The sequence below is a fragment of the Sphingobacterium sp. UBA1897 genome (assembly GCF_002337775.1).
GTDB lineage: Bacteria > Bacteroidota > Bacteroidia > Sphingobacteriales > Sphingobacteriaceae > Sphingobacterium > Sphingobacterium siyangense.
Genome location: NZ_DDGR01000007.1, coordinates 81426 through 90904 on the forward strand (window position 1 = coordinate 81426; position 9479 = coordinate 90904).

9 protein-coding genes are annotated in these 9479 nt (G+C 39.1%); 4 read left to right on the forward strand and 5 right to left on the reverse strand.

Annotated elements, in window-relative coordinates; all coding sequences use genetic code 11:
- Positions 1-175 precede the first annotated feature (175 nt).
- The 3 genes from B4N43_RS05725 to B4N43_RS05735 all read left to right on the forward strand — a co-directional run bounded on the left by B4N43_RS05725 (position 176) and on the right by B4N43_RS05735 (position 3255).
- Positions 176-1102: a hypothetical protein gene (locus tag B4N43_RS05725; protein WP_286733416.1), complete on the forward strand. Its 927-nt coding sequence runs from the start codon at positions 176-178 to the stop codon at positions 1100-1102.
- A 15-nt stretch (positions 1103-1117) separates the two neighbouring features.
- Positions 1118-1543, forward strand: coding sequence for a luciferase family protein (locus B4N43_RS05730; protein ID WP_286733418.1), 426 nt, complete (start codon positions 1118-1120; stop codon positions 1541-1543).
- Between the two features lie 170 nt (positions 1544-1713).
- Positions 1714-3255: a protein adenylyltransferase SelO gene (locus B4N43_RS05735; RefSeq protein WP_286733420.1), complete on the forward strand. Its 1542-nt coding sequence runs from the start codon at positions 1714-1716 to the stop codon at positions 3253-3255.
- Positions 3256-3292: 37 nt separating this feature from the next.
- On the opposite strand, the gene B4N43_RS05740 is transcribed toward B4N43_RS05735, so the two are convergent.
- On the reverse strand, positions 3293-3784 hold the full coding sequence (locus tag B4N43_RS05740; protein WP_248933516.1) for a hypothetical protein: 492 nt from the start codon (positions 3782-3784) through the stop codon (positions 3293-3295).
- A gap of 47 nt (positions 3785-3831) precedes the next feature.
- Complete coding sequence (locus B4N43_RS05745; RefSeq protein WP_075992126.1) at positions 3832-4200, reverse strand: MerR family DNA-binding protein; 369 nt, start codon at positions 4198-4200, stop codon at positions 3832-3834.
- 123 nt (positions 4201-4323) lie between these two features.
- On the opposite strand from B4N43_RS05745, the gene B4N43_RS05750 reads away from it, so the two are divergent.
- Complete coding sequence (locus tag B4N43_RS05750; protein WP_120334570.1) at positions 4324-5211, forward strand: alpha/beta fold hydrolase; 888 nt, start codon at positions 4324-4326, stop codon at positions 5209-5211.
- Between the two features lie 105 nt (positions 5212-5316).
- On the opposite strand, the gene B4N43_RS05755 is transcribed toward B4N43_RS05750, so the two are convergent.
- The 3 genes from B4N43_RS05755 to B4N43_RS05765 all read right to left on the reverse strand — a co-directional run bounded on the left by B4N43_RS05755 (position 5317) and on the right by B4N43_RS05765 (position 9146).
- On the reverse strand, positions 5317-8007 hold the full coding sequence (locus tag B4N43_RS05755) for a hypothetical protein (protein WP_286733423.1): 2691 nt from the start codon (positions 8005-8007) through the stop codon (positions 5317-5319).
- Positions 7988-8764, reverse strand: coding sequence for a GLPGLI family protein (locus tag B4N43_RS05760; protein WP_088161169.1), 777 nt, complete (start codon positions 8762-8764; stop codon positions 7988-7990). The genes B4N43_RS05755 and B4N43_RS05760 overlap by 20 nt, the downstream gene beginning before the upstream one ends.
- A 67-nt stretch (positions 8765-8831) precedes the next feature.
- Positions 8832-9146: a hypothetical protein gene (locus B4N43_RS05765; RefSeq protein WP_286733426.1), complete on the reverse strand. Its 315-nt coding sequence runs from the start codon at positions 9144-9146 to the stop codon at positions 8832-8834.
- Between the last annotated feature and the right edge of the window lie 333 nt (positions 9147-9479).

The following is a 9479-nucleotide window of genomic DNA, read 5'->3' on the forward strand; positions in this document are numbered from 1 at the left end:
GTCCCTGGGTAAAGGCACAAAATACCGAAATAAATATTCAGACACCACTGGTCATTAACAATTAAAAAAGCATTAGCTTCGATATCGCTTTTTCACTTAAACGCCTTTAAGCAGTGTGTGAATATGCGGCTAAAATCAGATCAGCCTGAGTCGGGAAGCCTAACAATCAAATACGATGAGTTTGAAACAAACGTTTTATAAAGTACGAAGTTCTAAAATAGTTCAGGGCATTCTAATAGCCAACATTTTTGCATTTCTAATTATTGGTATGCAATCTTCATTGCTGCCCAAGGATGTGGGTGTACTTGTCTTTTCTGAGTTTGTGATTATTCCACTGTTGATGGGTATTATTATGGCTTGGTGTTGGAAAGATACCAACATGAGAGGAACACAAATAACGGCATGCTCTATCTTGGGTAGTCTCATGGCTATCTTACTGAGCTTTATATTCTTAGGTGAAGGCATTATTTGCCTCTTAATTGTTTCCCCTCTTATTTTTGGTTTTGTTATCGCAGGCGCCTTTATTGGAAGGTCAATGTTTAAAAAGAGTAATCAAAAATTGAATATAAGCATTGTTAGCCTGTTACTTGGAATTTTTATTGTTGACTCCCTGAGTGATCATCATCACGAAAATATGGTCTCCGATGAGATCTTGATTCATGCGAGTCCAGCACAAGTATGGGAGCACGTGGTCGCCTTCGATCCGATATCTCAGAAGGAAAGCTATTGGCTCTTTAATATAGGAATGCCGAGCCCAATGGCCACAACGGTAAGTGAGCATAAACTTGGCGCAAACCGAAAATGCATTTTCAGCAACGGATATATTTTCGATGAGAAGATTGTAAAATTTGACGTCAATGAAAACTTAGTTTTTGATATCATTGATCAACCCAAAGACCCTGAAATTATGGGACATATAGATATCAAAAGAGGTCAATTTATGTTGAAAGACAATGGAAATGGTACCATCACCCTTATCGGGAACAGTTGGTATAATCTCCATGTCTTCCCTACTTGGTATTATGACCTTTGGGCAGAAAGTATCACTAGGAATGTCCATTTCCGAGTAATGGAGCATATTAAACTATTAAGCGAGCGATAACCTATGTTTTCTTTTGTGGTAAGAAAACTTGGCTTTTTAAAGGATATCCCTTTATTAGCCATCCTATTTGATAGTCTTATGAGACTTTGGATGTTCATTGCGAAGCCCGAACTGCTACATTGGATCGATGACCTGGAAGAAAATGTCGAAGGTATGCCCGGGACGACGGTTGGGATACATAAATATGGCGGGACTGCGTTCAATTATTCGGGAAAGGAATTCGCACAAGTACATAGCAATGGTTTAGTGGATATTTTATTAAATAAAGAGCTAAAAAAATCATTAATGATGGACGGAAAAATCAAGGACCATCATCTATTTAAAAATTCAGGATGGATCAGTTTTTACCTTCACAATAAACAAGATGTTGCCTATGCCTGTTACCTCTTGCAAAAGGCTTACGACCGTGCTAGAGAAAAACAAAATTCTGTATTCTGTTAGACAGGCTTTGATCTTCCTGAATTGTTCAGTCACTGCAATAATTAGCGAGCCTAGTCCGACAGCAACTGATTTTTCCCTCAACATGGTCATTCTGAAAACGCTTTGACCATATGCAGGACCTTTCCATAATTTGGAAAGTCTATATCTTTTATAATTAATATCTTTGCCGTATGAATATTGAACAGATCAAACAACCTTTCCTCAAAAAATTTCCTGGAGATTTTTCCAATAATCCTACACAGCGAGGTACGCCAAAAGTGTTATTTGCTACGATCGAACCTACTGGGTTTGAACAGCCTCAACTGATTGCTTTCAACGAGGCTCTTTCTGAGGAAATAGGGCTGGGTAAATTTGAAGAAAAGGACCTTAACTTTTTGGTAGGATCTCACCTACCCGACAATATTCAGACCTACGCTACAGCTTATGCGGGACATCAATTTGGTAACTGGGCCGGACAACTGGGCGATGGTAGGGCTATTCTTGCAGGAGAAATTACCAATGCCGCGGGTAAGAAGACCGAAATTCAATGGAAAGGAGCTGGTGCAACGCCCTATTCAAGACGTGCAGACGGAAGAGCCGTATTGCGATCTTCTGTACGTGAATACCTGATGAGTGAAGCCATGTATCACTTGGGCATACCTACTACCAGGGCCTTAAGCCTGGCCTTTTCGGGAGAAGATGTTCTTCGGGATATCATGTACAACGGCAACCCACAATACGAAAAAGGAGCCGTGGTAATCAGAACCGCCGAAAGCTTCCTTCGCTTTGGACATTTTGAACTGATGTTTGCTCAGGGGGAGCACAGCTTATTACAGGATCTGCTTGATTTTACGATTGAAAATTACTTCCCTGAAATTGTTTCATCCGATCAGCAGAAATATAAAGATTTTTTTGAAAATGTATGTAACCGCACGGCAGACTTAATGGTAGAATGGTTTAGAGTAGGTTTTGTGCATGGGGTAATGAATACAGACAATATGTCGATCTTAGGCCTAACGATCGATTATGGTCCCTACTCAATGATGGATGAATATAATTTAAATTTCACGCCCAATACGACGGATCTACCAGGAAGGAGATATGCATTTGGAAAGCAGGCACAGATTGCAAACTGGAATTTATGGAAACTTGCGAATGCCCTCCAACCTATCATCAACGATGAAAAATTCCTTGAAAACACCCTAAATAATTTTGGCGTTTACTTTTGGGAAGCTCATGACAAAATGCTTTGCAAAAAATTCGGATTTGATGGGCTAAAAAAGGAAGATGAGGTGTTTTTTAACAACTGGCAAGGTTTAATGCAAGAACTCGCATTGGATCATACCTTATTCTTCAATCAATTGGAAAAAATAACTCCAGAAACTGATTTACATGAACATTTTAGCCCAGTAGCTTACGCTGTGTTAAATGAAGAAAAGCTTAGCCGACTTAAAGACTTCATGGAACAGTATCAATCCCGCTTGCATTCAAATTCAATTTCAAAAGCTGAGTCCCTGGATTTAATGAAAAAAACAAACCCCAAATTTATACTGCGGAACTATCTGCTTTACCAATGCATTGAAGAAATTAATGCTGGAAAAACAGCAATGTTAATGAAACTAACGCAAGCATTAGAAAATCCATACCAAGAATTATTTCCGGAATTTTCCGTCAAACGTCCTTCTAGCTATGACAACACCGCAGGATGTTCTACACTCTCATGCAGTTCATAGTACGAGATCCCCCTCTCGTTAAGCATTCAGGGGGGGATTAAAGTTTAGGATTTGTAGATTTTCTAAAAATAATAATACTTAGTAGCCAGCCAACAAGTAAGCCTACTAAGAGATAAGACTCTAGATGCATATCTTGAAACCGAACGCTGGGTATATCACCATCCGAAGTAAACTCGGCCCTTCTTAACAGGTCTCGTATCTGAGCAACTTTAAATTTTAAATAAACCAAGCGCACCCAACACAATATAAGTCCCGAAGTACTGATAATTAGAAGGGAAAGCCGTTGATTTCTTAACGAAGATACTTTACAATAATTTTTGACTGACAGATACAGAAAAGGGAGAATTCCAAAAGAGAAAATAAAAATCAGTGTTGGTAAAACCTGGCCAGGTAGACGCCAGCTATCCTTAAACAAGGGGCTTTCACCTATAATTTCGGTTGTAAAAAACATTAAAAACCGATCTCTAATAAAAAAGGCAATTAGACACAATACGGTTGACAATCCAATAGCAATTTTGTATTCTTTCATCTTTTTCATTTCAATGAGCTAGGAGTAGGTAAAGCCGGAAACATAGGTTATCGACTTAAACCATTTTGGATATTGCTTTTACATTGTTCGATTTGCTTTTTCATTACTTTAAGTTCCCTTATCTTAGCATCTATCTGTTCCAATTTAAGATCGAGCACTTCCATTTTACTTGTCTGAGTTAGCTCTTTTTGATACCATGCATCAATAACCTGCTTAATTTCAGCTAACGTAAAACCTACAGCTTTTGCCATCTTTATGAACCTCAGTTTTTCGGTTACTTCATCATCGTAATAAACGTAGTTATTGGAAGTTATATCCTTTTTTGTCTTGCCAGAAATGAGTCCACTCTTTTCATAAAAACGTATAGTTCCAATAGGAATGTTCGCTTCCCTCGCTAGTTGACTAATTAATTTCACTTGATAATCAATAGTTTAAAAAAATATCACAAGTATAAAGTATACTTCATACTTGTTGGTTGTAAAAATACAGTTTAAATTTGTCTATAGAAAATCAATGGTCGCTATAAATATCTTTTTATCATGAAAACAGCATATTCCGACAAAGAACTTATTAAACTTGTACCCGGCTTCACAAGCAATTTTATCGTAATAAATGACATTTCAATCCATTATGTTCACGGAGGCAAAGGAGACCCCATAATTCTTATTCCGGGTTATCCAGAAACATGGTGGGCCTATCATCATGTAATGCCTATATTAGCAGAAAGCAACCAAGTATTTGTAGTTGAAATTAGAGGAATGGGTAGCTCGGATAAACCGGAAAATGGTTACGACAAAAAGAACATCGCCAAGGATATCTACAAATTAGTAAAGCATTTAGGCTTGGACAGCGTTTTTATTGCAGGTCACGATATCGGTGCACATGTTGCTTTTAGTTTTGCTTGTAATTATCCTCAAGCAACTAGTAAATTGATACTGCTAGATACACCACATCCAGACCCAAGCATGTATCAGCTTCCTATGCTACCTGTTTTGGGGGGAACTTATCTATATCCATGGTGGCTAGCTTTTAACCAAGTCAAAGAATTACCGGAAAGGTTACTTGAGGGACGCATGTCAATCGTCATCTCTTGGTTATTTGACAACCTGCTGATTAATAAAGATAGCATAAGCCAATTTGATAAATCTGTTTATAGTGAAGCTTATGATAATAAAGATGCTATTCGTTGTTCCAATGCATGGTATCAAGCCTTTCCACAGGATATTAAAGATTACGCGAGCTACAGTAAATTAGAAATGCCAGTCCTGGCGATTGGTGCAAGTGGCTATGACCTACTGCTTCATTCATTACCGGAAATCACCCGTAATCTAACACTTAAAAAAATTGAAAACTGTGGCCATTTTATTCTTGCGGAAAAACCTATTGAAACCGCCGAATTGATCAAAGCGTTTTTATTGACAATCTAATTTCGGATGAAATCAACTTGTAATAAAAAGCAACGGTTGCAGGCCTATCCTGAAAGAATTTTTCATCTTCGACGATATGTTCTGTCCTGGTTTCAAGATAAAAACTTAAAAGCTGTAATCTACCCCAAAACTGATATAACCCGGCAAAAGTTTATATTCGGTACTGGTATTATAAAGGTCTGTCAATTCAGCATTTCTGAAAAAGCGAGTATTAAAAATATTTTTTGCTGTCATGGTAAATCTTGTCCTATGTTGCCGCAATTCATAAGATAGGGAGAAATCCGAAAAATAATAGGTCTTGGAATCCTGCCCAAGGAAACTGCCAAAGCGATAGGATTCATTCTTTAGATTACACTGTATATTTTTTCCCATATTCAAAAATACATTCAGAAATCCGCGGCTATTATTGAGTGTAGTTTTGCTATCTGAGCGATAAGTAACCGACTGCAGGGCATAACCTGTGTAAATATTCAACCTGGATTTCCATGCACTTCTAAACGATAGTCCATAATCATATGTCTCTGTATGAATTTGACGATTGCCCACGCCCACCACCAATGTTTCGTAATCTGCCGTGTTTGCACCTAAGTCCAGACGGAAATTTCCACCTACAACTTTCAGGTAATAATTGAGATCTGCCTTGTAATTGCTGCTCTTTTTGTTTTTAAGCAATACTTGTTGCACAAGGCTAAAATTGGGGTCTAAACTGCTTTCTGTACCCACATAATCAAACAAAATCTGATGTCCGGCCGAAAGGTTCGCAAAAAAACGATCTGTCATACTGCCATAGGTGTACATCAGCGTGCCACCAGAACTACTTAAGGTCGCTAGATTATCCGTTCCTCGAATAAAGTTTCGAACCCCTGTCGTATAATAATGGGGAATTAGCTCGGTGAGTGAGGTATTCTGTTGTTGAAAATAGAGATCTGTTTCCAGTCGCCCTTTTGGATGGATAACCCATTTCCCCGATAGTCCTGGAGAAAGCAACAGGTTATTTTTATGTTTGGGTTTCCCAAAATCTGTCAACCTGTTCTGTACAAGACCTGCCTGCAAGCGAGGTGTCAATTCCCATTTATTTCGTTTAAAGGTATACTTGGAAATAAGGTTCGTCTGAAACACGTTTAAGTCCATCGCATTGGAAAATCCCGAAGGAGATACTGCTGTCCCACCCAACTCGTCTGGATTTGATAACAACTTCAATTCGGTGTTGAGCTGTTGCTGCTGGTAGGCCATATTGAAGGCCAACTCAAAAAAATCACCATTTTTCTTTCGGCTTACATAGTGTGTAGTAGCGCCCATATACTGCAGATTATTTTCGATATGTTGTTTTACCGCATGGATATCTTTACCTCCAAATAAGTCTTCATAATAGTATTGATTGATACTGTAGTCCAATGGCGACTGCTGCTTTATCCAACGTAGTGAGCTGACCAGTACATCCCGCTCCGAAAATTTGTAGCTATAACTCAGACTATGGTTGGTCAAATATCCTTTACTTTTGGTCAGTTCCTCACTTTGAACACCACTAAACAGTAATGCACCCAAATCATTTTTTCTCAGAGAACCTAGTGTACCTGAATAGCTCAACAGTGTACGCTTATTGGGCTCCAACTGCAGTTCCAGTTTCGTGAAGTAGTTATCGATGTTTCTGGTAAACTGATAATCTTCGGTATTGGTAAATTGAATATCCTCCAAATGATAGTTCTGCACGGTATTTCGATAAAATGATTTTTTAGTAGGATTTGCAAAACCCAGCCATTTGATCTTTAACTGTGGGGTCGGATTTAAAATGGTATTCAAGGACAACAGCTTATCGTTATTGAAATTCGTTCTTTTATAATCAAAACTAGGCAAATTTGGCGTATTATCTATCAAAGTAGGTGTTGTTATTCCGACACCAATCTGACCTGGTTCATCAGGAGAACCAGACTGGATCAGGTGGTTAATACTGCTTACGGCATCGACTCCATTATTGTTAGCAGCACCTAATAGGTAATATTTGTTCTTTTTTCCAAAATTCATCAAGTTCGCATTGGCCTGATAATATTTTGAACCTATGGGAACCACCTGCGCATCCACCGAGCCAAGCCACTGTGCCCTGCTTTCCTCCTTAAGTTGCAGATTTAGTGCAATTTTGTCCGAATTTTCGATACCTTTCAGCTGTTTATTATTAGAATACCGCTGCAATATCTGAATTTTTTCCAAGGGACGAACGGACATACTTTGTGTCAGCAGGCGATAGCCCTTTTCAAAAAAATCGTCCCCTTCCACCATCACTTTTTCTACTTCTTTATTGCCTATTTTGATACTCCCATCGGCCCCCACCTGAATGCCGGGAATCTTTCGAAGAAGATCCTCTACCGTACGCTCGTCACCCTGCAAAAAGGATTTCACAGCAAGCTCAATGGTATCTCTGCCCCGGCGGTAGGGGCCTTTGGAATGGACAATCACTTCCTGCAATTGCTCCACCCCTCCAGCTGACAACTGTACATCAATTAGCGTGTCGGCCTGCGTAGGCGTAATCGAAAGGGAAACTGGCTTAAAGCTAAGCGCCTTGAATAGCAACGTAAATGGTCCACTTTGGGCCGTTTGCACATGATATTTGCCTTGGCCGTCGCTAAACGTATAAGCCAACATTTTGTTATCGCCATCACGCCGTAAATCAATACGTACCCCTCCTAACGCTTTTCCCTCAGTACTAACGCTTCCATGGATAGCAACCTGTCCATGTACGACCATAAACAACAGACAAAAGCTGAATAAGGCCGCTATCCGCTTATTGATGTTCCCATTCATACACTTGCTCTACACTGCCTCTAACTTTTTGCTTATCAACGCTTACACCTTCCATCATTGGCATTTTGCTGTACATAATACGCATTTGTTCTTCATTGATTTGGTCGTCTTTCTTGACAAATTCTTCCAGGCTCAATTTGGGTAAAGACTGGATATATTTATCATTTACGGGAATATTTCCCGCATAGGGATAATTTACCTCCTTCAGGTACCAATAGTTCGGATTGGCACTTTCGTTATACAGCATCACAATAAGGCCCGGCAAGCCACCAAATTTCGATGGTCCCACAGGTACGGGAATATCATTGGTATAATAAGCGACCAAAGTAGTTCCACGATAAGAGGCCGTTGCTTTGTGGCATACATGTTTGCCTAACGTATCCACATCGGTGTAATCGGTATTCCAGACCAATGCCGGAAATTTGTCCGTCACCAAATAGTTAACACCTTGAATGGAACGGGTTTCTAGCTGTTGGTCAGCCTTATTTTGATGGATCACGACCCTGTTATACCTCTTGCCAGATCCAATTGTTATCGAAAATGAGGAAGCTACTTCATCATCGCCATCTTTGTTGAGCTCCTGCTTGCGTATTGGCATCGAATCACGAACAGCAATCTTCACTGTTCCATCATAATAGACATCTTCTTTAAAAGTAGCCATGGCTGATGGGATGTATTCATATATCGCATGAAGCCGCTGTGCAAAAGATAATCTGGAAAGGAATAGAAATAAAAAGAATATATAATATTTACGCATGATAATTTAGTTTAGAAAAACGGGGTCAAAGCCCCGCTTTTGTTTTTGTGTAAGAATGAATAAAAGTTTAGTTGTTTGCAACCCAGTCATGCATTGCTGCAAAGAAATTAGCACAGCCGCCAGCTGAAGAAGCATAATCTGTGTAGACAGCGCTGCCTAATAAAACACCATCACAGCTATAAATACTTACTTTAAAATTACAGCGTACGAATGCCGCATTCGTTTCTATGGTTGCCTCGGTAAACCTAACCGTATTGTTAGCCAGGCGCTGGGAAGTTGTTTTCACAGATGTATTTCCGTTGACTATTGTTGCAGCTGTCTTGGCCGAAGCAACAGATGATAGCATCACCATTGCTACCAAACTCATCATTAATCTTTTCATTGTCTTTAAATTTACTTGTTAAACCATGGTATGTTTTGAAGGCATACCCTTGTATATGGCAGTAAAAATAAAGACACATTTAATTATTTAAATGATGATTAAATATCTGTAAATGGTCACTTAGAATTCGTAGCTTATTAGTTACTATTCGCAATGGGCTTATCACTGAATAACTTGAATTATGGAGCAAATCGTTTTGAGGTAACGAAGTAAAAGCTCTCCTAAATACCTGTTGAGGGAAGCTAAATAAAATTTTCTCGATAATGACCAATGCTTGGAGCATCTGTCGTTATGATATTCTCATTTTGGTCAAAAGCATAAAAGGCCTAAAAT